This is a genomic window from Pedobacter sp. MC2016-24, assembly GCF_015223055.1.
GTDB lineage: Bacteria > Bacteroidota > Bacteroidia > Sphingobacteriales > Sphingobacteriaceae > Pedobacter.
On sequence record NZ_JADFBX010000004.1, the window covers coordinates 77209 to 103093 of the forward strand.

35 protein-coding genes and 1 pseudogene are annotated in these 25885 nt (G+C 40.8%); 30 read left to right on the forward strand and 6 right to left on the reverse strand.

Annotated elements, in window-relative coordinates; genetic code table 11:
* Positions 1–789: 789 nt before the first annotated feature.
* Positions 790–897 (reverse strand): annotated as a pseudogene (locus IM797_RS28695) (hypothetical protein); the annotation flags it as partial.
* Positions 898–1370: 473 nt separating this feature from the next.
* Between IM797_RS28695 and IM797_RS11145 the strand changes: the two are divergent.
* The 13 genes from IM797_RS11145 to IM797_RS11205 all read left to right on the forward strand — a co-directional run bounded on the left by IM797_RS11145 (position 1371) and on the right by IM797_RS11205 (position 10266).
* The gene (locus IM797_RS11145) at positions 1371–1784 is read left to right on the forward strand and encodes a single-stranded DNA-binding protein (RefSeq protein WP_194127210.1); all 414 of its coding nucleotides are present in this window, start codon (positions 1371–1373) and stop codon (positions 1782–1784) included.
* Between the two features lie 63 nt (positions 1785–1847).
* Positions 1848–2369, forward strand: coding sequence for a hypothetical protein (locus IM797_RS11150; RefSeq protein WP_194127211.1), 522 nt, complete (start codon positions 1848–1850; stop codon positions 2367–2369).
* A gap of 17 nt (positions 2370–2386) precedes the next feature.
* The gene (locus IM797_RS11155; protein WP_194127212.1) at positions 2387–2605 is read left to right on the forward strand and encodes a PRTRC system protein C; all 219 of its coding nucleotides are present in this window, start codon (positions 2387–2389) and stop codon (positions 2603–2605) included.
* Between the two features lie 3 nt (positions 2606–2608).
* Positions 2609–2785 carry a hypothetical protein gene (locus IM797_RS11160; RefSeq protein ID WP_194127213.1) on the forward strand — a complete coding sequence of 59 codons (177 nt, stop codon included), beginning with the start codon at positions 2609–2611 and terminating at the stop codon, positions 2783–2785.
* 146 nt (positions 2786–2931) lie between these two features.
* Entirely contained in the window at positions 2932–3771 is an 840-nt protein-coding gene (locus IM797_RS11165; RefSeq protein ID WP_194127214.1) for a hypothetical protein, read from the forward strand.
* Between the two features lie 52 nt (positions 3772–3823).
* Complete coding sequence (locus IM797_RS11170; protein ID WP_194127215.1) at positions 3824–4537, forward strand: PRTRC system protein B; 714 nt, start codon at positions 3824–3826, stop codon at positions 4535–4537.
* Positions 4534–5343, forward strand: coding sequence for a PRTRC system ThiF family protein (locus IM797_RS11175; protein WP_194127216.1), 810 nt, complete (start codon positions 4534–4536; stop codon positions 5341–5343). The genes IM797_RS11170 and IM797_RS11175 overlap by 4 nt, the downstream gene beginning before the upstream one ends.
* Positions 5344–6067: 724 nt before the next feature.
* A complete protein-coding gene (locus tag IM797_RS11180) occupies positions 6068–6445 on the forward strand; it encodes a hypothetical protein (protein ID WP_194127217.1) in 378 nt (125 codons plus the stop codon).
* A 3-nt stretch (positions 6446–6448) separates the two neighbouring features.
* Positions 6449–6901 (forward strand): hypothetical protein, encoded by a 453-nt coding sequence (locus tag IM797_RS11185; protein WP_194127218.1) that lies wholly within the window; start codon positions 6449–6451, stop codon positions 6899–6901.
* 2 nt (positions 6902–6903) lie between these two features.
* The gene (locus IM797_RS11190) at positions 6904–7635 is read left to right on the forward strand and encodes a hypothetical protein (protein ID WP_194127219.1); all 732 of its coding nucleotides are present in this window, start codon (positions 6904–6906) and stop codon (positions 7633–7635) included.
* 2 nt (positions 7636–7637) lie between these two features.
* Positions 7638–8573 (forward strand): hypothetical protein, encoded by a 936-nt coding sequence (locus IM797_RS11195; RefSeq protein WP_194127220.1) that lies wholly within the window; start codon positions 7638–7640, stop codon positions 8571–8573.
* A 37-nt stretch (positions 8574–8610) separates the two neighbouring features.
* A complete protein-coding gene (locus tag IM797_RS11200; protein ID WP_194127221.1) occupies positions 8611–9129 on the forward strand; it encodes a hypothetical protein in 519 nt (172 codons plus the stop codon).
* Between the two features lie 147 nt (positions 9130–9276).
* Positions 9277–10266, forward strand: a complete 990-nt coding sequence (locus IM797_RS11205) for a hypothetical protein (RefSeq protein WP_194127222.1) — start codon at positions 9277–9279, stop codon at positions 10264–10266.
* 16 nt (positions 10267–10282) lie between these two features.
* On the opposite strand, the gene IM797_RS11210 is transcribed toward IM797_RS11205, so the two are convergent.
* The gene (locus tag IM797_RS11210; RefSeq protein ID WP_194127223.1) at positions 10283–10669 is read right to left on the reverse strand and encodes a hypothetical protein; all 387 of its coding nucleotides are present in this window, start codon (positions 10667–10669) and stop codon (positions 10283–10285) included.
* A gap of 180 nt (positions 10670–10849) precedes the next feature.
* On the opposite strand from IM797_RS11210, the gene IM797_RS11215 reads away from it, so the two are divergent.
* On the forward strand, positions 10850–11410 hold the full coding sequence (locus tag IM797_RS11215; RefSeq protein ID WP_194127224.1) for a UPF0758 domain-containing protein: 561 nt from the start codon (positions 10850–10852) through the stop codon (positions 11408–11410).
* A gap of 25 nt (positions 11411–11435) precedes the next feature.
* Here the strand turns inward: IM797_RS11215 and IM797_RS11220 are convergent, their stop codons facing one another.
* Positions 11436–11666 carry a hypothetical protein gene (locus tag IM797_RS11220; RefSeq protein WP_194127225.1) on the reverse strand — a complete coding sequence of 77 codons (231 nt, stop codon included), beginning with the start codon at positions 11664–11666 and terminating at the stop codon, positions 11436–11438.
* Positions 11667–11911: 245 nt separating this feature from the next.
* Here IM797_RS11220 and IM797_RS11225 point away from each other — a divergent pair, with 245 nt between their 5' ends.
* From IM797_RS11225 to IM797_RS11240, 4 genes are all read left to right on the forward strand, one after another.
* Positions 11912–12241: a hypothetical protein gene (locus tag IM797_RS11225; protein ID WP_194127226.1), complete on the forward strand. Its 330-nt coding sequence runs from the start codon at positions 11912–11914 to the stop codon at positions 12239–12241.
* 488 nt (positions 12242–12729) lie between these two features.
* The gene (locus IM797_RS11230) at positions 12730–13206 is read left to right on the forward strand and encodes a hypothetical protein (protein WP_194127227.1); all 477 of its coding nucleotides are present in this window, start codon (positions 12730–12732) and stop codon (positions 13204–13206) included.
* 373 nt (positions 13207–13579) lie between these two features.
* A complete protein-coding gene (locus tag IM797_RS11235; RefSeq protein ID WP_194127228.1) occupies positions 13580–13948 on the forward strand; it encodes a DUF6876 family protein in 369 nt (122 codons plus the stop codon).
* A gap of 641 nt (positions 13949–14589) precedes the next feature.
* Complete coding sequence (locus IM797_RS11240) at positions 14590–14931, forward strand: single-stranded DNA-binding protein (RefSeq protein ID WP_194127229.1); 342 nt, start codon at positions 14590–14592, stop codon at positions 14929–14931.
* A 183-nt stretch (positions 14932–15114) separates the two neighbouring features.
* Here IM797_RS11240 and IM797_RS11245 read toward each other — a convergent pair whose 3' ends face one another.
* Positions 15115–15339, reverse strand: a complete 225-nt coding sequence (locus IM797_RS11245) for a hypothetical protein (RefSeq protein WP_194127230.1) — start codon at positions 15337–15339, stop codon at positions 15115–15117.
* A gap of 122 nt (positions 15340–15461) precedes the next feature.
* On the opposite strand from IM797_RS11245, the gene IM797_RS11250 reads away from it, so the two are divergent.
* The gene (locus IM797_RS11250; protein WP_370583078.1) at positions 15462–15698 is read left to right on the forward strand and encodes a helix-turn-helix domain-containing protein; all 237 of its coding nucleotides are present in this window, start codon (positions 15462–15464) and stop codon (positions 15696–15698) included.
* Between the two features lie 38 nt (positions 15699–15736).
* Here IM797_RS11250 and IM797_RS11255 read toward each other — a convergent pair whose 3' ends face one another.
* Positions 15737–15973, reverse strand: a complete 237-nt coding sequence (locus IM797_RS11255) for a hypothetical protein (RefSeq protein WP_194127232.1) — start codon at positions 15971–15973, stop codon at positions 15737–15739.
* Between the two features lie 477 nt (positions 15974–16450).
* On the opposite strand from IM797_RS11255, the gene IM797_RS11260 reads away from it, so the two are divergent.
* Positions 16451–17530 carry a hypothetical protein gene (locus IM797_RS11260; RefSeq protein ID WP_194127233.1) on the forward strand — a complete coding sequence of 360 codons (1080 nt, stop codon included), beginning with the start codon at positions 16451–16453 and terminating at the stop codon, positions 17528–17530.
* A gap of 6 nt (positions 17531–17536) precedes the next feature.
* On the opposite strand, the gene IM797_RS11265 is transcribed toward IM797_RS11260, so the two are convergent.
* Entirely contained in the window at positions 17537–17698 is a 162-nt protein-coding gene (locus IM797_RS11265; RefSeq protein WP_194127234.1) for a hypothetical protein, read from the reverse strand.
* Between the two features lie 142 nt (positions 17699–17840).
* On the opposite strand from IM797_RS11265, the gene IM797_RS11270 reads away from it, so the two are divergent.
* The 10 genes from IM797_RS11270 (at position 17841) to IM797_RS11315 (ending at position 25882) form a co-directional block, all read left to right on the forward strand.
* The gene (locus IM797_RS11270; RefSeq protein ID WP_194127235.1) at positions 17841–18782 is read left to right on the forward strand and encodes a toprim domain-containing protein; all 942 of its coding nucleotides are present in this window, start codon (positions 17841–17843) and stop codon (positions 18780–18782) included.
* A gap of 310 nt (positions 18783–19092) precedes the next feature.
* Positions 19093–19503 carry a plasmid mobilization relaxosome protein MobC gene (gene mobC, locus IM797_RS11275; protein WP_194127236.1) on the forward strand — a complete coding sequence of 137 codons (411 nt, stop codon included), beginning with the start codon at positions 19093–19095 and terminating at the stop codon, positions 19501–19503.
* A 291-nt stretch (positions 19504–19794) separates the two neighbouring features.
* On the forward strand, positions 19795–21075 hold the full coding sequence (locus tag IM797_RS11280; protein ID WP_194127237.1) for a relaxase/mobilization nuclease domain-containing protein: 1281 nt from the start codon (positions 19795–19797) through the stop codon (positions 21073–21075).
* Positions 21076–21093: 18 nt separating this feature from the next.
* Positions 21094–21717: a ParA family protein gene (locus IM797_RS11285; protein WP_194127238.1), complete on the forward strand. Its 624-nt coding sequence runs from the start codon at positions 21094–21096 to the stop codon at positions 21715–21717.
* A 36-nt stretch (positions 21718–21753) separates the two neighbouring features.
* On the forward strand, positions 21754–22107 hold the full coding sequence (locus tag IM797_RS11290) for a hypothetical protein (protein WP_194127239.1): 354 nt from the start codon (positions 21754–21756) through the stop codon (positions 22105–22107).
* Positions 22104–22400: a hypothetical protein gene (locus tag IM797_RS11295; protein WP_194127240.1), complete on the forward strand. Its 297-nt coding sequence runs from the start codon at positions 22104–22106 to the stop codon at positions 22398–22400. Before IM797_RS11290 ends, IM797_RS11295 begins: the two co-directional genes overlap by 4 nt.
* Position 22401: 1 nt before the next feature.
* Positions 22402–22707: a DUF4134 family protein gene (locus IM797_RS11300; protein WP_194127241.1), complete on the forward strand. Its 306-nt coding sequence runs from the start codon at positions 22402–22404 to the stop codon at positions 22705–22707.
* A 76-nt stretch (positions 22708–22783) separates the two neighbouring features.
* Positions 22784–23089 (forward strand): DUF4134 domain-containing protein, encoded by a 306-nt coding sequence (locus tag IM797_RS11305; protein WP_194127242.1) that lies wholly within the window; start codon positions 22784–22786, stop codon positions 23087–23089.
* Position 23090: 1 nt separating this feature from the next.
* Complete coding sequence (locus IM797_RS11310; RefSeq protein WP_194127243.1) at positions 23091–23378, forward strand: DUF4133 domain-containing protein; 288 nt, start codon at positions 23091–23093, stop codon at positions 23376–23378.
* Entirely contained in the window at positions 23375–25882 is a 2508-nt protein-coding gene (locus IM797_RS11315) for a TraG family conjugative transposon ATPase (RefSeq protein ID WP_194127244.1), read from the forward strand. Before IM797_RS11310 ends, IM797_RS11315 begins: the two co-directional genes overlap by 4 nt.
* Positions 25883–25885: the final 3 nt, after the last annotated feature.

A 25885-nucleotide genomic window follows, 5' to 3' on the forward strand; every position in this document is an offset into this window, starting at 1 on the left:
AGTTCTGCTGAAAATTATATCAAGGTAGATTAGCTGCAAGGTGAACCGGTTACTACCTTTGATAAGGAAAAAACTTACATTATTCAGTACTGGGCGACATTTTGTGGCCCCATGGAAGGGTGCGATTCCTCACATCAATGAGCAGCAGGAAAAAATATGGTCATAAGGTAGTCAATATTGGTCAGGATATCTGGGAAACCGATATTGACGGAGTAAAAGATTTTTTTGGGATAAAGGTGAGGGCATGTCCTATGGTATCGCATTGCTGCAAGTCCTAGTCGCCTTGTCTATGAAGCTTGTCTCATGGTTGTTGAAAATTTACTAATGCCTTATGCAATTGAATTTAATTTAATTATCAAATTGGTTCATTATAAATGGGGTTTTGGTGGTAAGAAGCCTGCTTCAGAACTAGTAGCAACGAATCTAAAATCTGTTAAAAGAAAGCGGTACTAAAAAACTGGACAATATCTTAAAGTGAATCGCTGATTATCTAAAAAACAATTCTCCCATCAGGTGGAAAATTCAAGGCTTGGGAAATGGAATTAAACGTAAGTATTTCAATAAGTAAATATTTTTTTAAAATTCTTATGCTTGTCATAATATATTTTAAGCTAAAATGTAATATTACTCTTTTTATTAAGTTTTGGGGTAATTGCATATTAAGTTAATTATTTTGTTTTGGACAGAAGGAGCTGAATGGGCAAAATTTATTTCTTTTAATGCTGTAGCCTTGAAATTAATAGAAATTACTAGCTGTTTGGCTCGACATAAATCAAAATGTATCCTAATTCATGAGCTCCTCCTTAAGAGTATCTGCAAGTTTATGTGCGCCAGGTCATGCCCGTCTCTTACGGAGATCCTAGCATCAATTATTGCATGAAGATCGACGTGATATTCATGCCCGCTTTTCGGGGCCTGTTCAAAGTATTAATTGGCTGAAGGCTATAGAGCTTTTTCCTAATGTTGCTCAAACCTGTGATAAACCGGATCTACGATGTCAGGCAAAAAATCATGACGTGTTTACCCGGGTATAACTGTTGATATTTCTTGATCTGCCTGAAATCATTTTTATTCTGGGATGTTACTTAGCGAGCGGTCATATTTTCTGAAATTTTACAATTGGGTTTTCCAGATTTAAATGTCTTTGTGACCTTTTTTCTCTTGGGCTTGTGTAACGACAAAGATAGTACTGGTGCTCTTGCCGCAAGGCCGGGCCCTTCGGGTTTGACCAAATAATCTTCCTCTCTTGGAGAGCGTATTTTTTGGTGCAAAGTCTTGCCTTCCGATCACTGCGTCATCTTTTTCTGTCATTAACAAAGACCAAGAAAAAGGTTTGACAAAGAATCAATTCATCACTTAAAACTCAGATTATGGAAATCACAGCAAGAGTAACCGCAAACGCAGAAGTAAGAACAACACCTAACGGAAAAAAGGTTGTCGGCTTTAACATCGCAAAGAACGAGACTTTCAAGTCTAATGGCGAGAAGAAAACCAGGACGCATTATTTTGAATGCGCCTACTGGAACAATGAAGGAATTGCAATTTACCTGACCAAAGGGACTTTAGTCACCCTATCGGGTATTTCAGGGGCCAGGGCCTACATCTCCAATGGCGAAGCAAAAGCTGTAGCTACTTTCAGGGTAGACAGGATCACACTGGAAGGCAAGGGAAGTCCACAACCTGAAGCTGAACGTGAGAATAAGGCACATGCCGAATCAAGTATTTATCGGCCATCGGCCGGAGTAGATACCATTCCGGTTCCCGAAGATGACCTGCCATTTTAAGATCAGTCATGCGGGCAGATAATCTTCTGTCCGGTTTTTTAAGTCCTTTAATTATTGTTTAATATGAAAACAAATTTCTTCAAAATTATCAATCACCTGAAAAGTCCTGGCTCCTGGACGATACACATCTCACCACTTACCGATGGGAAGTTAATTGTTTCGGTACTGCTAAGTGATCCTGGCTCAGAAAAAGAGGGTATATCCTTGAGTCCAATGATTTTTAACGAAAGTCCTGAGATGCTTGATGAGCACCTGTTTAGCCGGCTAATGGAGCCTGTAGCCCAGATCAATGAAATTTTTGTGAATGTTTCGCTGATGCAGGAGCATATTGAAAATGCGAAAAAACTGCTGAAAGAAAAGTCCAAACCTGCGAAAGCGGACCCGCCTAAACCAGAAGAGGGTGTGGTAAATAAGCAGAAATATGAGGAAAGCATGAAAAAGATCGCTGAACTCAACGGGCTCTGTAAATACAATGATGCTTTAAGTTTATTGAACGATTTAACTGATTATCCCGATAAGCTGTCTGAACTGGATAAACTCCGCATGGAATTAGAAGCTAAAAATAAACAACTCTACTTATTGTAAAACTAAACCTATTTATCATGATCGTAACCGCAAAATTAGAAAGAGAATTTTTGTTTAAGCAGAATCAGAAGGTGATCAAACTGGCTGATCCTTCACCGGGATTTACCCCGCAGCAAGTGATGAATTTTTATTCAGGAACGTATCCTATTCTCACTACAGCGACTTTAGAAGGTCCCAATATCAAAGAAGATAAACTTCAGTATAGTTTTAATTCCTCTTTGGGGACAAAAGGTTAACCTATGGCAAAGCATAATTCTTACAGAAAATTAAACATCACTAAAAATAATGAACAATGGTACTTACATCAAAAAATCGGAAAGTTTCTGCTAGATCTCGACAACGTTCAGGATCTGGCGGCGATTCAAAAAAACAAGCCCAGACCTGCGCCCCTGCAGTTGCTCAATCTGATCTTCTAAACCTGAAGCTGGCACCGATCATATCTGAAGAACATCCTCAGCTTAGCAAGCGTCGGGAAATTGAAAAAGAGTTTTTTACCTCTCTAACATACCTCTGCGATTTCTACGGAATATCTTTGGTGCGGAATAAATCAATCTCATTCCCGATGAATATTCTGGCAGCTTATGAAGAACTATCCGCGAAGCTTTTGGATAGAAATAGCAATCTGAGGCTGGCTATTATTCAGGATGATACGCATGTTGCTACGCTTGCAACAGCCAGGCCATTTGATACCAATAATACGCTGTATTATATCCCTTGTGAACCGCTTTATTTGTTTTTAGAGGATAATTCCAGACAGCCATTAGCAGATTTATGCCTTTCCATATTTACTTACCTGTTTCAGGTCGTGGAGATTCCTCACCACAGGCAATGGGCAAGTTACCTGAATCAGATGTATGACATGATCGAGCAGTGGATGATAGAAGAGGATCAGCCTGAGGAGGCTGAATACCTAGAAGCAGAATTGAAAGAGCTGGATGAGAATGCTGGTAGGGGAGAATACATTTTGCAACTCATCTCTGACTGCAGCCACGTGAACTCCTTTGAAAGAAGAGTCGCTGATTTTCAGGCTTCGGGGGAGGTTGAAGCCGATTTCTTATTGACAGCAAAGAAGGCATTGACGCTTTATCTCGATTTTCCAAATCGTTCTGTGATGGATGCTATCCATCCAGAACTGATCCCAGAAGATGATTATGGTAATGGAATAGTACATGCCGATAAATACATGTCTTTTATTTGGAGTTTCAATGATAGCGTATACGATACATTGGAAGATACCATCAATTGCGATCTCCAGGAATGCAGTGTGATTGAAGAGCCCTTTGCTATGCAGTTTTTTGACCATATACCGGATAGGGAGGTGCATGACTTTGATTTTGAGAACAGGTTGTTTAGTCTGATAGATGATCTGGTAGCCAATCTGCGGGATTTACAGTTTAATTAATCAGTTTCACAAAAAGCCTCTGCCTGATAGAGGGATTTTATTTTTAAAAGTTATGCAAATTATCAATCAGTTATTCAAAGATGTCTATAAGCCCGTTAAGGCTATTGCCTTCTATCAGTCACAAATGGACCAAAGTATTTATGCAGAAATTCTTGACATGGATGCTACCGGGCAAATGATTAATCCTCATCCACTGTCTGTTACCGAAGCAAATTCACTTGACGATTTGTTAAATACTTCGGATGAACTTGGTCAGGATTTTTTAATGAGTAAAGGTCTGTTGCCTGAACATGTATTGTATATCAATAGCAGGAAAGATGGCAATGTGATCTGGTTTACACCTGAAATGCAGGTCGACCTGCTTTTTAAACCTGAACTCACTATTACAGATGGCCGGGCTAATGTTCCACCGATGGTCTGGAAAGCCAGCAGGAATTCTTTGTCTGTTTATGCACTTTCCAGAAATGAAAAGCCTGTTTTGGATACAAGACTCTGTTTTGCGCCATTTTTCAATATCTATACAGACGGAAGGGTGTGCATTGGCAGTGTGAAAATAAATTTTGATACTAAATGTTCGCTGGAAGATTTTATTACTGAATGGCAGAATTACTTCTTTGCAAGTACATTCAGTCACCTGTTGGGATCGGTATCTCCGGTTAAAGGTAATGTTATCGAATTGTGGCAAAAGCTGGTTGGCAGTAAAAGAAAGTTTCCCTTAAAACAACTTAAATCAACATCTAAAACACTTAAATCCCTGATCCGATGAAAACTCAAGATAAGCAGAGCGTTCACTTTGTAGACTCCTACCTGTTAAATCCAACTAACCCGATCACTGTCAATCTAATAGGTGCAGGTGGTACGGGATCTCATATGCTACATGCGCTCGCCAGGATTAATTTCAAGTTGCTTACCATTGGAAAGGCAGGGCTGCAGGTGAATGTATTTGATCCAGATCAGATCGAGGCTCCTAATTTAGGGCGGGCTGAATTCATGGCGCATTTTATTGGGGTAAATAAAGCTGTATCGATTGTTGCCCATATCAACCGTAAGTATGGCACAAACTGGAAAGCATTACCAGAATTCTACCAACCTTTTTCACTATGTGCAATTCCAGAAAACCGCAGTGCGAGTATAACGATTTGTTGCGTAGATAGTGCCAAGGCAAGATTTGAAATTGCTGAGGTGCTTAATGTCCTCTCAAAGAATTCAAACAATTATCGGGATAACCCCATGTATTGCCTTGATTTTGGAAATAATAAATACACAGGTCAGGTGATCTTGTCTACAGTAAAAGAAATGAGGCAACCTGAGTCTGCTAAATTTAGACCCGTGGCCTTTCTGCCACCAGTTACCCAGGAGTACGCTGATCTGTTAGGAATTCCTCAGGAAGAAACTGCTGCGCCCAGTTGTTCTTTAATGGAGGCGCTGGATAAACAAAGTCTGTTCATTAACTCCGCGCTGGCAAATCTTGGAGGAGCAATGATCGACCAGATGCTAGACTATGGCTTATTGACGAAGAGAGGTTTTTTTATGAATCTAGAATCCTTTCGGACAGAGCCTATAGCAGTTTAAAAATTCCATTCTAGCCAAAAAAGTATTTGCTAAGGTGGTATATTGTTTAGTCAACTACTGAAACTTCAATTTCTCTGTTAGATCGTTAAAGTGCTGTCTGGCAGATTTAAAATTGCAGTGTCATCTTTTATTAATGGTATAAAATCCTCCTTTACATTGTCAAATGAAAACACTTTAAATTTCTCGGATATCAAGCCCAGGAGATCATCTTAGGTTAGTTCGTCTTTACTCCGTTCGTCAGTATCTTTTGCCCTTAACTTAAAATGATGCAAGTCAAGTTGTATTCCTTTTTTGATATACCATTCCAGGTCGTATCAATCCTTTCCATTCACCCTATTTTGCCATTTGTGCAAGAGCAGTGCCTGTATGGTTAAAGGGGCATTGATATAATTTCTGATTAGATATTTTGATATGTATTTATGTGCTTATATGGAATCATAATCGGAGATAATCCGATTTTAGAGTAATGAGCATACATAATAGCTTGCATTTAGCATTCACATTATCTTGATACAAAATCTTTAAGCCCGTCTGTGGTCTTTTCTTCAGCAAAGTTATCCCTCTGCTCAGGCAAGGCCAGGCCCTTCGGGTTTGGACAAATAAATCGCCGCCTGTGGCTAAAGATTTTTTTGCCTCAAAGCCTTGCTCTTTAGTCCTGCGCAAAATCGCTGAAGCCTTGTAAAAGACCTTTAACAGGCTTTGCAATCATTTAAACTTTAGCAATATGAAAGCACTACATCAATTCTGCGCAATAGACAGCGCAAAGCTACTACATCAGCTTTTTCCAGATGAAATCCCTGCATTCCTGGAATTTGTATGGAACTTATGTCCAACTATCCGGGAATCCGAGCGCCGTAACCGGGATACATGGGAAGACAAGGATTATCCCTTCGATCTATTTTTTAAGTCACTTTTCGACGTCGAGAAGGCCATTGCAGCCAATCCTAAAGGGCTTGCTTTTGATCCGGAATTGTTTTCATCCGAACTTTTCAGAGGCGAAATTCCAAGGTTTATGGTTTACTGCTTCAATCTTTACACCAAAGTTAAGCAACACCCTAATCCCAAATTTACTCAGGCCGTCAACTTACTTTTTAATTGCTAGGTCATGAAAAGGAAATCAAACGATGTGTATCTGGCACGCTTAAATCGTAAAGTAATCTTCGCTAAGTTCGAGGATACCACCTGGCATAATGAAAATACAGATTCCGCTGAAGCGGAATACTTCGGTAAAATCATCAACATTTCTTTTCCTAATTCTACCAAACTGGTTATCGATGACCCAGAATGCTACATCAGTTTTTGGCTAACGCTGTATGATCTTGATGCGGAAGGGAACTATGAGCAAATTCCTTATTCACCCTTTGACAGGGAATTTCTAAGCTATAATGAAACGCTTGTAGCGATCAACGACTATATCCGAACCCGGCCTTTTTCGATTGTATGGCAAAGTAGGGGGAGATATCGGCTCCTTGATCCGAACGGAATCGATTACACCGGAGAGCTGGTATCCCTTAAGGATGCAAGGAAGACAAGTTCACACAATTATAAAATGAAATAGATATGAAAACCTTAATATACGGAAAGTTCTACCACATTACAGGAGATATCAAAGTGGTTTATGAAAATGCTGATCTGATTCCTGTAACGCTCGATGTTCAGCACAATTGGGCGATTATACTGGATGGAAAATTTGTTCCTTTACACACTTTCGATGTGGATGGGGTCCGATGGTATTTTACCAACGATTATCAGGAAATAGAAATCCGGGAGTTTATCCGGGATATCCTTCCGGGGCTTGGCTTTCAACTTAATGAAATTGAATGGTTCAAAACAATTCCCTCAGGTATTCATGAAGCCAGTTACCATGTTTATTTTAAACTTAAGGATGCCCTTAGTTATCAGACACAGTTTTTGATAGCTTCCAGCGAAAAAGAATTGCTTCGAAATCTGTTATTCTATGGAAGCCCTGAGGGGTTTAATCTTAATTACGGCGGACTGCAGTTCAAGACCGATGGTAATACTTTGTATATAGGTAGGAGGGTGGATGACTATTACCTCTTTACGCATGTTGACGAAAGCCTGCCGGAAGACATTTCAGACGCAAAAGAATGTGCTGAATCATTTGCACCAATTTCAGATCGGGTTACGGAAGTATATTATTATCGGGGCTGGGTGTTTTACAGGTACATGGGAGGTAAACGCTATTACATCGAATATTCAAATACTTCGGAGTGTAGCAATAGCCTTACTGGGATGGAAAAACGAATCATAAAAGCGCTTAAATACGCCTGAGAATGAAAACGGTGAACTCCCTCTCGGGTGGAAAAACAAGCAGCTATCTGGCTGCGCGTTATCCTGCTGATCTGGATGTTTTTGCATTGGTATGTATCGATGATATGAATGCTGGCGGTCGCAGGATCGACCCTAAGATCAGGCAAATGGTTAACGACAAGCTTCAGAAATACTGTAGTGATCAGCATGAGTTTCTTTCTACAGCAGAGGATCCATTGATTTTAGCTGCTATGTTCGATCTGGAGCAGCACATCGGGAGGGAGATCACCTGGTTAAGGGGAATAGGCTTTCAGCAGATATCCAACACCATGCATTTGATTCCCAACAAACGGCACCGTTACTGCACCAGTCTTCTTAAAATTGATCCAATATTCAATTTTCTTTTTCGGTATCATGAACTGCCAGTCAAAATGCGAATTGGCTATCGCGCTGATGAAGGCCACAGAGTAGGCAATTTCAAGGATACTTATTTCATGGCTACACAATGCGACTTTGTAATAGACAATATTGGAGAGCAACCACCTGGGAATTATAAGAAACGAAAAATCCTTCATCCTGGCTTAAAAGGACTTAGACTGGATCGTGAAACGCCGCCTTTCATTACACGTTGGCAGGAGGTTCCCTTTCGTATTGGTGAATTTCCCATGATTGAAGATCAGATTGTGCGGCAGGACGTACAGCGTTACTGGCGTGATAAGGATATCGAGTTTCCTGTGGATTCCAATTGCCAGTTCTGTTTCTGGAAACATCCACTCCAGATTAGAGATAATTATGACCGCAATCCGGGCATCATCAGCAGTGCTATGGTCATGGAAGAAATGATTGGTGGAACCTTTCATTCGGCCCTCTCTATGCAGAAGATCGTCAGCTTAGCCCCTCAACTGGATCTGTTTCAAATGAAAGGCGCCGGATGTCATGGCGGATATTGTACTGATTGACTAACTCATATAAAATAAACTTAAATAAACCAAATTTATGAAGAGCAACACCCTTAAATTACCAGCAATATTATATCATGGAACCAACGCCTATTTTGATGTTTTTGATCTCTATTTTAGGGGCAGCAATATAGGCTATCCCAATACTGTGTATGGCATATTTTTTACTGAAAACCTGGAACATGCGCAAATGTTTGGTAGTCGGATTATCTCCGTATCCCTGAACATTACCAATCCAATTAACTTAAGTAATCAGGGCATATTCACCATTGAAAGTCAGGCCCCGGTAATATGGGAAATATTGAGTGGTGAACGTCTATCTCCCAAAAAGGCACTCAGAATGCTTGACAAGAATATAGGCTTGGGAGAGATCGCTGAAGCGCATGCAACTTTAAATACTATGGAAGCTTCGAATCTTATTAAATCTCGTGGCTACGACTCTATGGTATCCGATATGGGACAAGGTAATCTGGAATATGTTGCCTTTTATCCCGATCAGATTTGCGTTCAGGATATTAATTTTTTCAATCAAAACAAACGAGTGTCAAGTAAATAGTTCAAAAGCCCTCTTCATATTGTGTTTTTATGCAAGGTAATTCTCTTCATTTATGATGAAAAGGACTTTCGCGGCATAAAACGCTATGCTATTAATTCCACGTTCCTTGTCTTCATATTCAGTTCATTCCTGTTGCAAGAAAACAAAATGAAAACAGAAAATCAATTTGAAGCTGCGAATATTCGCATGGAGGATCAGGAACTGACGGTATTGTCCTTTGGCGCAGGACAAGACAGTACATACATTTTATATAAGATCATTCGGGATCCCTTTTACCGGGCAAGGTTTGTGACTGGCGATTTCATCGTCGTGATGTCAGATACCGGTGATGAGCATGACCACACTTATGAACATGTTTGCTTCATAGCAAAGCTTTGCAGTGAGTACGAAATTGAATTTCATTTTCTTACTGCAGATCAGGGATATCATCCAAATACCTGGCAGACACTTACTAGTCAAATGATTCGAAACAGTTCAATAATGAGCATGATGATGCCGCGCTCCTGTACAGACAATGTAAAAATCAAACCTTTCTATAATTTCCTCAATGTGTACATTGCAAATAAGTATTACAATCAGGAGTTACCAAATAGTACCCGGAATAAAACCTGGATCAAACGTTTTGCTGCTGATTATGGCAAAATCAATGTGATTTTAGGTATCGCTGCTGGTGAAGAAAAACGCGTTAAGGAATCCAAAACCGAACTGAAGAAAAGACAACTGGACCTTTTTGTGAAGGTCAAGCGTAAGAACCACATCGTTTGGATGATGAATTGCATTCTGAAAACTTACCCGATGATTGCTGAAGGTATTGACCGAAAAATGGCCCAGGATTACATTCTGGCTACGCCATGGCCTTTACCACCTCCGTCAAATTGCAAACGATGTCCCTTTCTTTCAAAACAGGAAATTCTTTGGATGTATAGATTTATACCCGCGGAGTTTTACGAATGGGTTGCAATGGAACAAGCAAAGATTGATAAATGCTCTGGGTTAGTCAGAAATCTAGGCGTGAAAGGAGAGAAGTTGCTTCCTGAAATACTTGCCGAGGCAATTGCTGAATATGGCCATTGGACTAATGATCAGCTTCATGAGTATAAAATGAGTCATGGCCACTGTGTATTGTCTAAGTTTTAGGCATCAACAGGGTATCTCACATGATCTGACTTTCTTGCTCTACCAGTAGCACCCAATCATTTTGAATATGTAAATATCCCAGGTCAAAACAGAAATAGTAAATGTCCCCGGCTTTGGTGATGTAGGTACTAGTGATGTACTTGAAATTGAACTTAAGCTGCTCTAGCTGGGTACGCTTAACCTTGGTCAACTTTTTGTTCCGGAGTCGTTTTAAAATCTGATAATTGTTCAGAATGATTTTCGGAATGGTTTTTAGAAATTCAGGTTCAGCAGATAAGGCCTTCATTCGCCTGCGGTTATTGAAACTTGTTCTGCAGGTATCTCCGCAATATCTTTTATCGCTTCTGCCTTGTAGGACAATGCCGCATTCCAGGCAACCGGTTTTGCTAATTTGTTTTTCCATAGAGCGAATTTGGAGGTCGATTTCCTGTGACAATATAAAAATTTTTGGGTTTTTGCTAAAGCTTATCTGCCATTTTATTCCAATTTGGAATTAAATATAGCCGATTATAATCGGCTATAACCGTTTATAACCCCACTAATTAATTTCATGTTTTGACCTTTGAGGCCATAACTTAAACTTATGGAACCGACTTATCTGGCTAGCGAAAGCTTTGGGACTTCATCGCGCCACTATTTTATCGATTTTAACGTAGCGGCAAACGACAGCGATTATATTCGCATTACAAGATCTGATCTTCAGATAAACGGTGAGTATAAACGCCGCAGCATTTGTGTGTTTGAAGAGGACTTTCATTTTTTAATTGAATCTTTCTCTATGGTGTTTTCAAGTGTCATTCAACAGCGCAAAGGGAAGGTGATAACGGATGCTATTTCAGCAGGGCAGCAGGGGAGTGGCATCAAGAGTTGGCCTGTAGCGGAACGACCGAGGGAAAAGATGATTACAGCAGGACCATCTGCATTGGGTGACGCGGAGTTACTTGCTTTATTGATTGGCTCAGGAACTGTAAAACATTCTGCCCTGGATCTCGCGAATATGATATTGGAAGATGTAGGTTATGACTTGAATGCTTTGTCTGAGCTAATGGTGGAGGATTTCTGCAGGTTCAAAGGAATTGGAGCAGCGAAAGCGGCAGTTATAGTTGCAGCGTTGGAATTGAACAAGCGGATCGTATCATCCTGATTTTTATATTAGACTGGTTACATTTCTACAGTTGGTAACGCAGACCGATGCTTCTTGCAATTGCTATTAACAAGGCTGGATTATCGTTTATAGTCAGGTCCGGACAGCTCCACTCGTTCTTCTCATTTCGCAAGAGCGTATATTCCTGATCAGCTAAAAGGATTCTGAATTCCCTTGTCGTACGGTCGAGCGTGTTATTCAGGATGGTATAGCTATAATCCTGATCTTCAAAGCGGATTCTTAAGGGAAGTTTCATGGGCTGCAAAGATATACTCATTTCACTGTTTCTCAAACGATGTTGAAATTTTGTTGGTTTTTTTCAAATGTAGATTAGATAGCAAGAATTCTCAGACCTCTTCGGATTTGTTTTTATATTGCGTTTTATGCAAGTTAATTCCTTCATTATGTGACTAAAATAACTTTCGCGGCATAAATGCTGTGCGTTTTATTCCACGTTTCTTGTATTCACATTCAGTTCATTGCTCCTGCAAAAAAAACAATATGAAAAAAGAAAATCAAACTGAAGAACTGCAAATGAAACAAGCGTTAAAAGAACTGCAACTGGGTTGTCTTACATTTCACGAAGATGCCTGTCATGCCTGGATAGAGGTGCCTGTAAGGGCACTTGAGATTTTAAATATTCTACACAAGATAACCCCATTCTCTTATCTCAGTGATGATGGAACAACCGCGTATCTGGAAGAAGATTGCGATGCGTTTACTTTTTGTGAGGCTTATCATCAGGTTAGCGGTATTCCGAGGAAGGAAATCTTTAATGTTAATTACACCGATAGAAGTTTTGTTCAGGATTTAGAAAGGCGATTTGAGTAGATCTGGCTGGCCGGTTGCATTTCAGCCGGCTTTTTTGCCTTTTCAATCGATCCTTAAGCTTTTCAGCAAAACTAAACCTCACTATCATGAAATTGATAAAATGGGGTGTCCTCTGACCTTATTTACCAGACAAGATTTAAAGTGGCTAATCAATTAATTATTTAGGTAATTGTAGATGATGGCATAAGCCATTTATTACCTACTGAAATTTCTAAAAGTGATCAGATCCACAATTGGCGTTTCAGGTAAACAGCAATAATGTTGCAAAGCTTGGACGTCACTTCCATGACGGCAAAAAAATTCCCCCATAAACACATTCCCACTGCTCAGCCAATCATTTATTGGGTTGCTTTTTTGCCTTTAGTTGCTTTGTCCTATTCGGGCTCCATAATTAATTTTTAACCTTAAATCCAATTGTTATGGACTACAACAGCAGTAAAAATCAAGAAATCAAAGGTCAGTTCGTTCAGAAGCATGTCTATGCGTGTATGACAAGTATAGTAGAATACGTCCTGTCAAAAGCTGACGAAGATCCCGATGCTCCTTTTTCTAATCACGATTTGGTAAATAACCTTTACTTCGAAGACGCTCAGGGAAACATTTATTCTCGGGACCAGAGGGATGAGCAAATTGAAAAGTGGCGGCAAGAGCATGATGCCTTCGTAGAACTGCTCGAAGAAGATGAGCAAAACGCATCTTATCTTGAGCAATCTGAAAAACTAGAAGAGCAGATTGATGACCTTAGATATGCAAGTGAACAATATGCCGAGGTTTATGAATGGTGGATTTGTTCTTCCTGGTTATCCAGAAGGCTACAGGAATATGATCAAATTATTATAATTGATGGCAATAATGCTTACTGGGGTCGCTGCACTACGGGACAGGCCATACTGTTGGATCTTGTGATCAGCCGAATATGTGCGGATATGGAAATCCTGGAAGGTCAGGTAAATATGTGGAAATAATTTACAGCCCTAAGCGGAATTTCCGCTTAGGGTAAACTGGTTAGTATTATTTCAATGCTGTATGACAAAACATTGGCAATTCGTGCTGATTTTGTTATTGCATAGACTGTATTTTAATCATGGTTTGATTAGCTGCTACATTGAAAAACGTCTCATACAATGCTTTGGATTCGCATAACTATAATTAATTCACCAAGTGATTTCTTTACCTGGAAAAGGATTCCTGGCAGTGCATGCTCACCAATGTAGTTCTCGAAAATTGGGTATCCCCAATGGGGAGCCTCCACAATTTTCTGCGCTCCACATTGCCTTTTTTCCATTTAAAGTAATGGAAGTCGTGAAATAATTAATCGTTTCACTTTAATCCAAAGTCATGGAAAATCACAAAAATCTTAATGATCAGCTCAATCAATTCATCGGCACAGTAAATTACTATAAACATCCGCTTGGCTTTCATTACACCGATGGGGTTCAATATGTTGCCTCCAAATATGGTACCTATTGGCTCTTGGTGGATATTGGTGTTCATATCAGACGAAGTCCTAAGCTGATGCAGAACTATGGTTTCATTTGCTGGACGCTTAAGCGCAACAGTCCGCAGGAAGATAGTTTTACCCTAACGGCTGAAGATGGAAATTATAATCTGCTTTTTAAGATTTCAATTCCATATTCAGATTTTAAAGCGGATCAGTTGAGTCTCTGGTTTGAAGGTGGTGTCTTGCTACTTCCTTCAGAACATTAAAGATTCAATAAGCGAGGAACTGGTAACATTCAGACCTCGCTTGTTTTTGAGTTATATACATGTTACGCACTTTCTTTAATTAATCTGCTGGCTAGGCATGATGTTTCTTATTTAGCATAAGATAATGCACTTGAAATTTCATGAAATAAACAAAACATCTGACCTCATTTGATGCAAGTAGGTTTTGATAGTTATTCTGGGTTATCAATTTAATATGCTTCAAAATCCCGGTTGTGAGAAAGATCTCGATAATTTATCAGGTAACCTTTGTAGGCCCCGGCTCTTTTTTGTAAAGATCCTTTAAACGGAATTTCTATGGTTTATTTTTCCAGAAGTAGGTTAAATCAATACTGTAATTTCCATAAAATAGGAGCCCTGGAAAGCGCTTCCATTCCTGAACACCCTAGGTTTCAAATTCAGGATACTGCAGAATATCTACTTACTGGAGTTTTGCTTTTCATTGGCTGTTTATCCCCGTTTTTAGTATGCAAAGGTATAAGCTGAAATTTTTACTTGTCAAGGGGCTTTTGCGGCATAAACCGCTTTATTGCTGCGCATTTCGCTATATATTCCACATTCCCCTTGACAAGCAAATTTAAGCTTTAAAAATACCGGCATTAAAAACTTAAAATAAAACAGTCATGAAAAATTTAAAAAACTCAGTACAGCTAGAAGGATTCGCAGGTTCAGATCCAAAAATTTTCAACCTTGAAGGTGGTAAAAGAATGGCAAAATTAAGTATGGCAGTTAATGACTCCTACAGGGATTCTGAAGGTAAAAGCAAAACGCACTGGTTTGACCTGATCTTCTGGAACAACAAGATGACCCTGGTAGAAGATACCGTTAAAAAAGGCACAAGGTTTTCAATCAAAGGCAGCCTCACTACACAGACCTATACGGATAAAGACAAAAAGAATATCACTAAAACGGCGATAGTTGTCAACCACCTGGAAATCATCCGCGGCGAAGAGGACCAAGATTAACAATAGCCCTCAAGGGGCTTACTTAAAGACAGGACCCGAACATGGCGTACGGGTCTTGCTTTAACAAAAAGTTGTGTTGAAATAACGCAGCTCAATATTAATGAAAATTTGACAGGATATATAAGCTTGATGTAGCTTACTTACTATATCTATTAGAATATGCTCGGATAAAAGAGTATCAGCTTACAATCTTTTCTGAAATTCTTTCAGTAGATTTTCATTACGCAACACTTTTAGCAATTCTGTATACCATAACATGCTGAACTCAGGATGCTTTTTGAGCAATGGGATATCAGCGGTCATGAAGTCATTCAGGATCTCTATTCCCATCTTAATAGACTGATCAATATATTGTTGGCTAATGCCGGTGTGACGGATATTTTTGTTGAGATTCCCTTGTGATTGCATGTAGAACTGAACGAATTTTCAGGTTGAAAATAGGAATATATTAATCGTGATGCAAATAATTTGTATGATTAATATGAAGTATACTTCATACCATATCAAGAATTGTTATCGCAATTTGCAGCGTGATTAACGTAAGGAACCAACAGATCATTAATGCATTGGGTGATAGGGTAAGAGCTTTGAGGAAAGCAAAAAACATGTCTATGGAAAAACTTGCAGAACATGCAGGTATTGATTACCGACAGGTTTTTAATATAGAACATGGTAAAACCAATGCTACGGTTTCCACACTGCATAACATCAGTAAGGCTTTGGATATCTCTATCTCTGAACTTTTTGATATTGATAGTCTGAAATAATTTTCAATTTTTTTTGTGCTGATTTCCCACCGCTGACTTCACCGTGGCTGGGCGAAGTATTTCGCCGATTTCGTTTCGTCCTTTTCCCTTCGCCATTCCAATTGCTTTGTGTCCATGAAGCTAAAACAACTGGTTTTTCGGGCAATCCAATCAATAAATAACGATGTAATAGGTGCCGTTATTCCAAAAGAGGATTTGACTGGACCTTTCAGTAACACCACTACACTCCTGATATCCAGTACCTCCGGTTTGGAAGTCTGGCTAAATGAAAGCATGGCTGCATCGGTGAGTTTATGCGGTAAAGTTTCAAAACAACAAATATTAACAGAACGGCTTGCAAGCTTTTGCTGCCGCCTAATACAGGTAAAATCGATGAGTGAATAAGACATCGCTGACCTGACAGGCGCAGTGATGCGCCTGTAGATTATTCTTTGACATACAGGGGACGAAGCATTTTCTCGTGATACTCGGGCGAATTCTGCGAGGTATGGGTCAAAACATACTGGCGCATTGGCAGGTGAAATGTGATCATAAACAAAGTCTTTAATCACATGGAAACCCGGTCTGTACAGACTGACGTGGGTAGTCCCCAAAAATACAGGTTAACCTGAACGACATTGACTTGTTGCACAGCTTGACTTTCAGGGGGGGCAATTTTGCCCCCTTTTTTGTTTCATTAAGTTTTAATAGCAAAGTTCTTTTTCCTGATTTGCCAGGGTAAATCAGTCCCCTTTTATTTCAAACCAAATTGTATGAATGACTTTATCCTCAGCCGTATCGATCGTGCCGTCGCTGATAACCTTAAGGACATTGAAAGGAGCTTCGGTGATCAGGCAGGTCTGGTACAGGATTTTATTATATTCATTTCCTCGCAAATTAAGACAGATCTTTTTGGATATACCCGTTTCACGGTTCAGCAGTTCTGCAAATACACCGGCAGGAACCGTCAGGATCTGGTGATGATCCGTCCTGAATTCGCTGCAGGTAAAAAGTCGGCCCCTTTTATTGAAGGGCATGTATTTCAATCTGTATTTGATTTTGCGTTGTACTCAATGATGGAGCGTAACATTATTTTTTCCTCTAAATATGAAGTGAAGGCTAATGGTGAGGTCATCCAAATGCACAACTTCCCCATCCTTAAGGATTTGAAGTTAAACATCGGCAGGCAAAGTAATGAGCAAAAAATCTATGATGTGCGGGTTTCAGATGAATTGCTTTATGGCTTTCTCAGCCGATATTACACATTGAATTCTGATAGTTATCGTTTAGTGGGCAAGGGACGGGGTGGAGAGAGTCGTAAGAAATTATTACTTTATCTCTCCAAGCTAAGTCACATTATGCAATCCAGTGAGACTATCCCACAAATCATAGTTCCTCTGAATCGGTTGTGTGATTTTGCAGATATCTCTGATATCAAGCCATCACATCGAAAACAGAACCTGATACGGATCTTAACTTATATTCAGCATGTTGGAAAACTGCTGTTTAGTTTTGAATTTATCAGCGGTAATACAAACGTCGAATACTCGGTGAAACTTGATTTCCAACCTTTAGCCTCTCAGCGTAAGATTTTAATGGAACATACTTTTTATTTCCGTTTGATTGCTGGTCTGAAGGATGCTTTTAAGCAGAAGTACAAAACACAGCCTATTCAACAGGACGCTGATCCTTTCCAGAAATGGCTTGCTGATCGCTATATGGATACGGCGCTGAAAGCACGTATCCTTTCCCAGGCCTATTACATGGCTTTGAGCCTAAACATTAACGAATCCCAAGCGGCTGGTATCATCCTGACCGGAGATATTTTGCAGCCACTGCTTGCTGTCAGGTAATTCGGTCTAGCTGTCGGGTATTTTGATTTCGGTGTCGAACATTTCGGCAATGCTGTCGGGTATCTTGGCAATGCTGTCGGATATTTCGGTTTTGTTGTCGAGTAATTCGCCATTGCTGTCGGGTATTTTGACCTGCTGGTCTTGCTGTCGGGCATTTTGGCCCTGCATATGGGATGATTTTGGTTACTAACCTGGTCTGCTGTCGGGTATTTCGGCCATATATATAATTCTAATACTATTTATAAAAAACGCTTTAGCCAGAACTTACTGAAAAAAAGAAATCTGAACTGCTAAACATAATTCAATTTTTATGGAAAATTTAAGTGCCAGTGAAATCAAAGACCAGGTTTCGATCGTGGGCCTGTTGGCTCGTTTGGGGTTTCAACCCAAAAGAACTTCTGGTAAGGAAGTGATGTATTTAAGTATGCTCCGGGAATCCGATACCACACCTTCATTTTGTGTGAATGACCAGTTGGGGGTATGGTTTGACCATGGTAGCGGTAAAGGTGGTACGGTAATCGATTTTGGTATGGCCTTTTGGGCTGACCTTTCTTTTTCAGAGGTCCTGTTGAAAATCCAGGAGGTTTATAACCTTTCAGTAATTGCCGAAATTCCCAGGGAGCCGAAGAGAAAGCGTCTTGCCATAAAACTCCCAAATTATCAGATAGAGGAAGTGAAGCCCCTGGGCGGTAATCAGGTCATCACCGATTACCTGGTCAGCAGGGGTGTCTGGAATGTAGAGAATGACCTGCTGAGGGAGATTTATTATTATGTTGAAGACGAAAAAAAACTTCGGAAACATTTTTTTGCGGTGGGCTGGATGAATGAACTTAAAGGTTGGGAAGTACGCAACAAGTATTTCAAGGGCTGCCTCGGTAGTAAATCGCTGACGCTGATCGAACGTGACACATCATCACTTGTGCTCTTTGAGGGCTACATGAATTATCTCAGCTGGAGGTTGGAGCATCCTGATGCCAATCACAGTGTAATCGTTTTAAATTCCCTGACCACCTTAGTCCGGGCCATTAAAATAGCCTCTTCTTTTTCTTCAGTGGAGGTGTACTTTGACCATGACCAGGCCGGTCGTAAGGCAACCTCGGATTTCATTGGCGCTTTAAAGGAAACGGTAGATGGCTCAGTATTGTACCTGGGCTATAACGATTATAATGAAAAGCTCATTAATGAATTACGTGAGGCCAAACAAAATGCTTCACGCTTTACTCAACACCTTGACTCTCTTTTCAGCAAGTAAGCCCCGTTAACCGGGGCAGTTTGTTGTTCCTTAAGAAACAAGTATTCCATTCACCTGGCCGCAGGTTGCAGGCTTCCCACTTTTCCGTTTCGCGCTATTCAGCCGCGAAAAACTAACATAAAAGCAAACTTCAACCTCCGGACTGGTATGCGTTTAGTTAGTTGCAAGATGTCTTTTTGTATTACAAAAAATCCCGGTGGGATTTTCTTCCATTCAAAAAGATTCTTGCCTTAAACCCTCATCTGCGTTTCTTGATGAAGGCTTTAAGGGGTTAAGCCAGCTCGCAACTCACTGTCTTTTTCCTAGCCACATGGCAAAAAAACTAAAAGGCAGGCCACTGTTGAGTGGTGGCCAAAAGAATAAACACGTCCGAGCAAGATTTACTGAAGAAGAGTTCACGATGCTTCTAAAACTGGAGCAGGAACTGGGCATCAGCAGGACTAATCTTATCCGGCAGCGTGTGCTGAACAACGCCCAGGCCGTAGTCATTAATGCGCGTGAGCTGATCAGCCTGCTTGACCGGATAGGTACAGAACTCGGACGTTCCGGGAATAACATCAACCAATTGGCTAAATATGCCAATACACTCAATAAGCAGGGCTTACTCTCTAAAAATGTCGGTTCCCGGTTCGTTAGCCTGCTTCAGGAGTTTAATAAAAATCAGACAGACTTAGAAGTGGCGCTTAGAAAGATCATTCGCACAATGAGCCGCACTTACTGATCTGGGTAGATCAATTGTGATCATCGTTTTACCCCGGTTATGGTGTTACAAGGATCATCTGCTATATGGCTGTATATCCGATTTCACTGTTATACAGATCAAAAGTTATTTGAGAATATTGTTATTTAGTTACATCGAAATATGGTTACGTAGCTATTTTGCTCTGAGATTATGCTGTTGTATGGATAGTGTGTTAGATCGCTATTTATTTATATATCAGGCTCCGAAGATTTAATAGTCAAGGGATAGGCTGCTACATCGTTAGCCTGTTACATTAAACATCTTTTATTTATGGTGGTTAAAATTCTTTCTTCTGCAAGATCTTTTAAAGGTGTGCATTACAATACAGATAAAGTGGAGGATAACCACGCGGAATTACTCAAAGTAGCCAACTTTGGTCCGCTCCAGGCATTGGACCGGGTGAGACCAGAGGATTACATGAACTATTTAAAAATGGTTTCTGCGCAGAATAAAAACATTAGGAAGCCGCAATTTCACGTGATGATTTCCACCAAGGGGAGGGAACATTCTAAAGAAGAATTATCCGGTATTGCTGAAAAATGGTTAGCTAAAATGGGCTATGCAGAACAGCCTTATCTCCTGGTTTTTCACAAAGATACGCGTAACAACCACGTTCACATCGTATCAACCAGAGTGGACAAGAACGGGGATAAGATCTCTTCCGCATTTGAAAAGAATCGTGCCATACAAAGCCTGAACCAGGTGATGGGGTTGGATGAAAAATGGCAGGCTCAGGCAGATTTCGAAAAAGCAATGACTTACAAGTTCTCCAGTAAAACACAATTCCTGATGCTTTTGGAAACTAAAGGTTATAGCATTGGGGGTGATAAAGAACATATCCAGTTAATCAAGTTTGGAAAGGTAGCTGCAGAATTTGACCCGGCTCTTTTAAACATGCGATTAGCTGAACTCAAGGCAAGTCCTGGAAAAGAGGATATAGACAAACGTAAAAAACAGCTTACTGCGCTATTTTACAAGTACCTGAAAATTCACTCATCTGAACTTTACCCGGTCATACAGCCTCTTGCCGGTGGAAGAGAAAAAGCATTGAGTGCTTTTACTTCTGATTTTGCTCAGTTTCTAAAGATTAACATGGGCATAGAGTTAATCTTTCATTCCAAATACGCCTACAGTATCATTGACAATAGCGATAAAAATGTCTTAAAAGGCAGTCAGATTATGGATTTGAAAACTTTATTAAATCATCAGCTCGCCCGCTCAGTTGGTCCGGAATCTAAAGATTCGCAGTCTGAAACCGCTGTGTTGAATGCGGATTCTACTTTAATCGGTCATTTCAAAGGTAACGAACACTCAGCGGTTTCGACCCCTTCGGACAGCTCTGGGAAACTAGGAACAGTTGCCCTTAGCTATTCAGATCCTATCGCGCCGGTTTACTCCACCAGGATTGCTCAGGCTGGAAATGAAGATGCTGATTATAGCTATAGCCATGGGGACGAGGTGAATATAGATCTTACCGATGACATTGATGATGAAGCAATCCTTGGCCGGAACAGGCGCAGGCAGCGCAAGGCAAGGACCAACACCAGGTAATTACTTAAAAACTTTATTATGATTATTCTCATTGGCAACCAGAAAGGAGGCCCCGGTAAAAGTACGATTGCGTTACTGCTGGCTAATTTTCTCACTCAAGTTAAAAAACATCAGGTTACGCTTATCGATATGGACTATCAGCAGTCTATTGCACAAATGTATTCGCGGGCAAAAATTCTGGACAGTCCGCCGCCTTACGAGGTTGTAGCAGCCAACCTGGAGCAGTTCGAACAGATCAAACCCATATTGTCCCGCAACCCGGATATGATTTTCCTGATTGATCTTCCGGGTAAACTTGACGATGACGGTTTAATCCCTTTATTTCAGAATGCGGATCTGGTATTGTGTCCATTTGCTTATTCTGAACTCAGTTTTGATTCTACAATTTTGTTTTCAGTTGTCCTGAAGAAAATCAAACCGGATATCTCATTGGTGTTTATTCCGAACCGGATTAAGGCAACGGTGAATTACAGAACAAAAAGTGATGTGGAGCATCAGCTTTCTCAGTTTGGAAATATCACACCCGCAATTCCTGATCGCATCGATTTCCAGCGGATCACGACCGTATCTACGCCTATAAATGTACAGCCGCTGGTCATTGCCGTATTCAGCCAGATCTATGCAGACTATATCAAACGGTGATTTTCCACCCATTTTTAATTTAAATATTCCAGTTTTATGAATCAAATCCGAACCCTCGCTGATGAATTGCGGAGCAAGATTACTGCGCCGGATACACCGAAAAAAGGATTGGCGCCCAAAGTCAAAACCACCGCAAAGAAAACGTCAAAAGCTACTGATCCATTGGAAGCTCAAATTCTGTTAGACATTAGATCTTATGATACTAAGGGTCACAAGTCGATGGTACATGTGCGCTTTGATGAGCCCACGGTCAGACTGCTCAATCAGTTTAAAATGGCCACTGAAGTTGACATCAATAAACTAGTCGCTTTTGCGGTGAAGTCGCTGTTTCAAGCGAACCCTGAACTCAAAAACATTATTAAACATTTCATTCAAAACATAGAACTATGACCTGGTTACAGTTTTTTCTTTGGCTTACCGGCCTTTATCTCAGTTATTATCTGTTGAATATTTTTCTGGACTGGGGCCGCGCTCAGAGGTTGGACAAAGTCCTGGAGAGTCAGGAACTGACTTTCTCCGAATCCCATCATCCCGAAAAAGTTGACCTGATACCAGAAAAAAAGGTGAAAGCTACCACTACGTCAGCTCCTCCGTCTACTGGCCTGAGCGGGGTCTCGATCACTGATCTTTTTGAACTCGCCCGTACTGAGTCCATTCACCTGACACGCGCTGTTACATTTTAATATGTACAGGTGCATCCTTTGGATAGCTGTTCTGATATTCTTCTTTCAGTTCTCTGTATCCGCCCAGGAGGGCATTGCCGAAATGAACCAGGTTAAAAATGATTTGAAGCGCTCTTTCTTCGGTGCCCTTGACGCTTCCCTAATGCTTGCCGCCATTCTTGGCATTTGTGGCGCCCTTAGAATTTACCACAACTGGCAACTTGGTAAACATCATTTTCATGTCGATTACGAAGTTGTTGCCTGGTTTTCGGCTTCCTTATTTATGGTTTTGATGGGTGCTTTTCTTCAAAAACTTTATGGTTTATAACCCTTTCCTCTGCTTACTCAGCTAACGGCTGCTTCAATCGAAGCAGCTTTTTTTTTACCTAATAATTTTCAAACAAATGCTAAAAGCAAAACAATTGTTCGCGCTGGGGGTCCTCCTGGCTATTACCCAAATTCCTGCCTTCGCTCAAAGTGGCGTCAACGGTCTGAATACTGCTACCACAACCCTGAGAACTTATGTCGATCCTGTCACTAATATCTCGCTGGTCATAGGTGGAATTGTTGGAATTGTCGGAGGCATTCGGGTCTATTCCAAATGGAACTCCGGTGATCAGGACATTAATAAGGAGCTGATGGGATGGGGTGGCAGCTGCGTCTTTCTGGTGGTTTCTTCGCTGGTTATCAAATCCTTCTTCGGCCTGTAAAATGGGCAAGCGGTTTTCAATTTACAGGGGGCTGCAAAAGCCCCTTGTTTTCAAAGGTTTCAAAGGCAAATTTATTTACTGGGGACTGGCTTGCCTGGTCATGGGTTTGGTACTGGCCGCGATCACGGTTGCCATGGTCAGTATGTTGTTGGGCATTGTCGTGCTCATCGCCTGTATTGGTGGTGGTTTATTCTACACGGCCTCGCAGCAAAAAAACGGCCTTCATAACAAAGACAAAAGCCAGTCCGTATTTGTGCATCAGGCTTATTTTAAAAACAAACATTTATGAGTAAAAAGAACATCTTCAAGATGCCTTATCTGGGCATTAGGGAAGATTCAGGCTACGATCTGCTATATGGCTTAAATGGCGAATGCTCGGTCATCCTTAAAATTAAAAACCCGGTTGTGCAGTATAGTGGTTCCGGGGATGATTACGATAATTTTCACGCGCTGCTCCTGAATATTGTCAAAATTCTGGGCGCTGGTTATTTGATTCAAAAACAGGATATTTTATCCAGATCAGCTTATCCTTACCATCGGTCAGTGGATTTTTTACAGGATAAATACAACGCCCATTTTGCCGGAAGGAATGTACTGAACATTCACACCTATTTTACCATTACCAAGAGTGTCAAAAAACAAGCTTTTTATGTGTATGATAAAAAATCACTTCAGGAGTTTTTCCAAAATCTGAGCAAGGTAATGGATGTTCTCAGTGCTGCAGGTTGTGAGCCTATAGCATTGCGGGAAAAAGAGGTCAATCTTTTTGTCAAGCGCATGCTGGCTATGAATTTCAACGATGGAGCCATTTCGCTTAACAATATCAGTCCTGGAAGTTCTGAATTGAAAATGGGGGAGTTGAGTGTTCGTAGCATCAGCCTGATCAATGTAGATACAGTTGAGCTGCCTGCTGAAATCCCTACGCATGCGGAACTGAATGAGAAGGATGCCATCAAAGGATTTCCGGTTGACCTGTTTTCTTTTTTAATGAAAGTGCCAGCGTATGAATGTATCGTATTCAACCAGATTATCGACATACCCAGTCAACAGGCAATTCTGAACAAGCTGGAACTCAAAAGAAAGCGTCATTCCGGTATTCCCGATCCTGCAAACCTGATTTGTGTTGAAGATATTGACTTACTACTCAATGATGTGGCTAGGGAAAGCCAGCTTTTGGTTCACGCCCATTACAATATCGTTCTGGCCGCAGAGCCTCAACATTTGCAAAAGGCTACCAATTTTATCGAAAGCGCTTTGTTTCACTTGGGGATCACGCCCAGTAAAAATGCTTACAACCAGTTAGAACTCTTCCGTACTTTACTTCCTGGTAATGGTGTTGAACTTAAACCTTACGACTGGTTTTTAACGACTTGCGATGCGGCGATCTGCTTTTTGTTTAAGGAGAGTCTGCAGAAGGACGATCCCTCTGATTTCCTGGTCCGCTTCACAGACCGGCAGGGCACGCCTGTTGGAATTGACATGTCGGATTATCCCATGCGTACCAATAGGATTTCGAACAGAAATCGATTTGTATTAGGATCCAGTGGTGTAGGCAAGTCTTATTTCATGCTAGCCTTGCTCGAACAGTATATGTTGTACAATACAGATGTAGTTATCGTAGACACAGGACATTCCTATTCTGGGTTGTGTGCTTATTTCGAAGGGAAATACATTACTTACACCGAGGAAAAGCCCATCACTATGAATCCTTTTGCCATAACGGCAGAGGAGTGCAATGTAGAGAAGAAGGATTTCCTGATTACCTTGGTCGGATTACTCTGGAAAGGCGCGGATGGTGCTTTGGGGACTGTTGAGCGTGATGTAATCGCCTATGTGGTGAGTGCTTATTATTCCACTTATTTTCTGGAGCACGAAAGCGGCGCTGGCCCTTATGAAATTTCAGAATTGAGTTTCAATAGTTTTTATGAATATGCACTGGCGAAAATTCCAGACATCAAAACACGGGAAAATATTCCTTTTCAGCTGGAAGAGTTTCGCTATGTCCTGAAAAAATTTTATCAGGGCGGGGAGTATGCAACCATCTTGAACGAGTCCATTGATGAAAGCCTGTTCACCGAGCGATTTATTGTCTTTGAAATTGACAATATCGCCGATAACAAAACGCTTTTTCCGATAACCACGCTCATCATTATGGATGTGTTCATTCAAAAGATGCGACACCGGAAAGACCGCCGTAAAGTCTTGCTGCTGGAAGAAGCCTGGAAAGCCATTGCTTCACCTATTATGGCCAATTTCTTACTTTACCTCAATAAAACGGCAAGGAAGTTTTGGGGTGAAATCATCGAGGTGACCCAGGAGCTTGCAGACATTATTGGTAACCCTATTGTTAAGGATGCGATCATTGCCAACAGTGATACGATTTGTCTTTTGGACCAAAGCAAGCTGGAGAAAAATTTTGATGAAGTAGCCAAGCTGCTGTCTATTTCTGACAGTGAGCGAAAGAAAATTTTTACCATAAACAGGCTTGATAATAAAGCTGGTCGTGGCAGGTTCAAGGAGGTCTACATACGTCGGGGGCAGATGGGGGAAGTCTATGGTGTCGAAGTGAGCATCTACCAGTATTTTGTCTACACCACCGAAAAGCCGGAAAAATCTGCACTGGAAATCTATACCAGATTTTATGGTTCCTTCAGAGGAGGGCTGGAAGTCTTTGTTTCTGACTTCAATAAGTCGAAACTACCTGTTAACCAGTTTGTCACTCAGGTCAATCAATTCAATAAGCCGTTGTATGACGATCAGCCTCCACCATTATTATCCAACCTTATATCCTGATTT

Bases quoted from the DNA above. Each gene is read 5' to 3' on its own strand.
- IM797_RS11145 (WP_194127210.1), top strand. From the start codon at position 1,371: ATGGAAATCACAGCAAGAGTAACCGCAAACGCAGAAGTAAGAACAACA.
- IM797_RS11150 (WP_194127211.1), top strand. From the start codon at position 1,848: ATGAAAACAAATTTCTTCAAAATTATCAATCACCTGAAAAGTCCTGGC.
- IM797_RS11155 (WP_194127212.1), top strand. From the start codon at position 2,387: ATGATCGTAACCGCAAAATTAGAAAGAGAATTTTTGTTTAAGCAGAAT.
- IM797_RS11160 (WP_194127213.1), top strand. From the start codon at position 2,609: ATGGCAAAGCATAATTCTTACAGAAAATTAAACATCACTAAAAATAAT.
- IM797_RS11165 (WP_194127214.1), top strand. From the start codon at position 2,932: ATGAATATTCTGGCAGCTTATGAAGAACTATCCGCGAAGCTTTTGGAT.
- IM797_RS11170 (WP_194127215.1), top strand. From the start codon at position 3,824: ATGCAAATTATCAATCAGTTATTCAAAGATGTCTATAAGCCCGTTAAG.
- IM797_RS11175 (WP_194127216.1), top strand. From the start codon at position 4,534: ATGAAAACTCAAGATAAGCAGAGCGTTCACTTTGTAGACTCCTACCTG.
- IM797_RS11180 (WP_194127217.1), top strand. From the start codon at position 6,068: ATGAAAGCACTACATCAATTCTGCGCAATAGACAGCGCAAAGCTACTA.
- IM797_RS11185 (WP_194127218.1), top strand. From the start codon at position 6,449: ATGAAAAGGAAATCAAACGATGTGTATCTGGCACGCTTAAATCGTAAA.
- IM797_RS11190 (WP_194127219.1), top strand. From the start codon at position 6,904: ATGAAAACCTTAATATACGGAAAGTTCTACCACATTACAGGAGATATC.
- IM797_RS11195 (WP_194127220.1), top strand. From the start codon at position 7,638: ATGAAAACGGTGAACTCCCTCTCGGGTGGAAAAACAAGCAGCTATCTG.
- IM797_RS11200 (WP_194127221.1), top strand. From the start codon at position 8,611: ATGAAGAGCAACACCCTTAAATTACCAGCAATATTATATCATGGAACC.
- IM797_RS11205 (WP_194127222.1), top strand. From the start codon at position 9,277: ATGAAAACAGAAAATCAATTTGAAGCTGCGAATATTCGCATGGAGGAT.
- IM797_RS11210 (WP_194127223.1), bottom strand. From the start codon at position 10,669: ATGGAAAAACAAATTAGCAAAACCGGTTGCCTGGAATGCGGCATTGTC.
- IM797_RS11215 (WP_194127224.1), top strand. From the start codon at position 10,850: ATGGAACCGACTTATCTGGCTAGCGAAAGCTTTGGGACTTCATCGCGC.
- IM797_RS11220 (WP_194127225.1), bottom strand. From the start codon at position 11,666: ATGAAACTTCCCTTAAGAATCCGCTTTGAAGATCAGGATTATAGCTAT.
- IM797_RS11225 (WP_194127226.1), top strand. From the start codon at position 11,912: ATGAAAAAAGAAAATCAAACTGAAGAACTGCAAATGAAACAAGCGTTA.
- IM797_RS11230 (WP_194127227.1), top strand. From the start codon at position 12,730: ATGACAAGTATAGTAGAATACGTCCTGTCAAAAGCTGACGAAGATCCC.
- IM797_RS11235 (WP_194127228.1), top strand. From the start codon at position 13,580: ATGGAAAATCACAAAAATCTTAATGATCAGCTCAATCAATTCATCGGC.
- IM797_RS11240 (WP_194127229.1), top strand. From the start codon at position 14,590: ATGAAAAATTTAAAAAACTCAGTACAGCTAGAAGGATTCGCAGGTTCA.
- IM797_RS11245 (WP_194127230.1), bottom strand. From the start codon at position 15,339: ATGCAATCACAAGGGAATCTCAACAAAAATATCCGTCACACCGGCATT.
- IM797_RS11255 (WP_194127232.1), bottom strand. From the start codon at position 15,973: ATGCTTTCATTTAGCCAGACTTCCAAACCGGAGGTACTGGATATCAGG.
- IM797_RS11260 (WP_194127233.1), top strand. From the start codon at position 16,451: ATGAATGACTTTATCCTCAGCCGTATCGATCGTGCCGTCGCTGATAAC.
- IM797_RS11265 (WP_194127234.1), bottom strand. From the start codon at position 17,698: ATGCAGGGCCAAAATGCCCGACAGCAAGACCAGCAGGTCAAAATACCC.
- IM797_RS11270 (WP_194127235.1), top strand. From the start codon at position 17,841: ATGGAAAATTTAAGTGCCAGTGAAATCAAAGACCAGGTTTCGATCGTG.
- mobC (WP_194127236.1), top strand. From the start codon at position 19,093: ATGGCAAAAAAACTAAAAGGCAGGCCACTGTTGAGTGGTGGCCAAAAG.
- IM797_RS11280 (WP_194127237.1), top strand. From the start codon at position 19,795: ATGGTGGTTAAAATTCTTTCTTCTGCAAGATCTTTTAAAGGTGTGCAT.
- IM797_RS11285 (WP_194127238.1), top strand. From the start codon at position 21,094: ATGATTATTCTCATTGGCAACCAGAAAGGAGGCCCCGGTAAAAGTACG.
- IM797_RS11290 (WP_194127239.1), top strand. From the start codon at position 21,754: ATGAATCAAATCCGAACCCTCGCTGATGAATTGCGGAGCAAGATTACT.
- IM797_RS11295 (WP_194127240.1), top strand. From the start codon at position 22,104: ATGACCTGGTTACAGTTTTTTCTTTGGCTTACCGGCCTTTATCTCAGT.
- IM797_RS11300 (WP_194127241.1), top strand. From the start codon at position 22,402: ATGTACAGGTGCATCCTTTGGATAGCTGTTCTGATATTCTTCTTTCAG.
- IM797_RS11305 (WP_194127242.1), top strand. From the start codon at position 22,784: ATGCTAAAAGCAAAACAATTGTTCGCGCTGGGGGTCCTCCTGGCTATT.
- IM797_RS11310 (WP_194127243.1), top strand. From the start codon at position 23,091: ATGGGCAAGCGGTTTTCAATTTACAGGGGGCTGCAAAAGCCCCTTGTT.
- IM797_RS11315 (WP_194127244.1), top strand. From the start codon at position 23,375: ATGAGTAAAAAGAACATCTTCAAGATGCCTTATCTGGGCATTAGGGAA.